The organism is Burkholderia sp. RS01 (assembly GCF_039748055.1).
GTDB lineage: Bacteria > Actinomycetota > Actinomycetes > Actinomycetales > Micrococcaceae > Arthrobacter.
In genome coordinates this window covers 1-709 of the sequence record NZ_JBDLAK010000056.1, presented here as the reverse complement: position 1 = coordinate 709, position 709 = coordinate 1, and the positions used below count along the sequence as shown (strand labels likewise).

Below are 709 nucleotides of genomic sequence, written 5' to 3'. Positions count from 1 at the left end.
GAACTGGACTGCGTCCACGAAGTCCCAGGCCACGGCAGTTGGCTGAAAGTTCCCCTCGGCAAACTGGACACCGAGCGGATGGTCCCCCTCGATGAAGAGATCCTGGAGCTGATCGACCACATAACCCACACCAGATCGCACGGGCGGCCGCTGCCACATCCGCGTTACCGACGCCTGTCCCAGTTCCTTTTCACCCACCACGGACGGCGGCTCGGGCAACAAACGGTCCGCGCCGAACTCGACCGCGCCGCAGGTCTCGCCGGGCTCGAACACATCACCCCGCACCAGCTACGGCATACCTACGCCACCGCCCTGGTCAACGCCGGAGTCTCGCTGCAGGCCCTGATGGCGCTGCTCGGCCACATGTCCGCAGAGATGAGCCTGCGCTACGGACGGCTGTTCGACGCCACAGTGCGCACAGAGTACGAACGCGCCCTTGATCTGGCCAAACAACAGGCACTCACACCCGCGACCGGCAGGACCAGCCTGCCGCTGAGAGACATCACCGGCGGGAAAGACTGGAAGGACACCCCGCTGCTGAAGTCCCGCATGGCCGGAGGGTTCTGCCTGCGGGCACCCGCCCAGGGCGCTTGCGCTTACGCAAATATTTGTGAGCACTGCCCCAGCTTCCACGCCGAGCCCAGTTCACTGCCGATCCTTGCCGCACAACGCGTTGATGCCGATGCACTCGCCCGCGACGCCGAACAAC

1 protein-coding gene is annotated in these 709 nt (G+C 65.2%); it reads left to right on the top strand.

What is annotated here, in order from left to right:
- Positions 1 to 78: 78 nt before the first annotated feature.
- Positions 79 to 709, top strand: a 631-nt coding sequence (locus ABFP37_RS22490) for a tyrosine-type recombinase/integrase (protein WP_347035032.1), incomplete at its 3' end; no start/stop codon positions are given.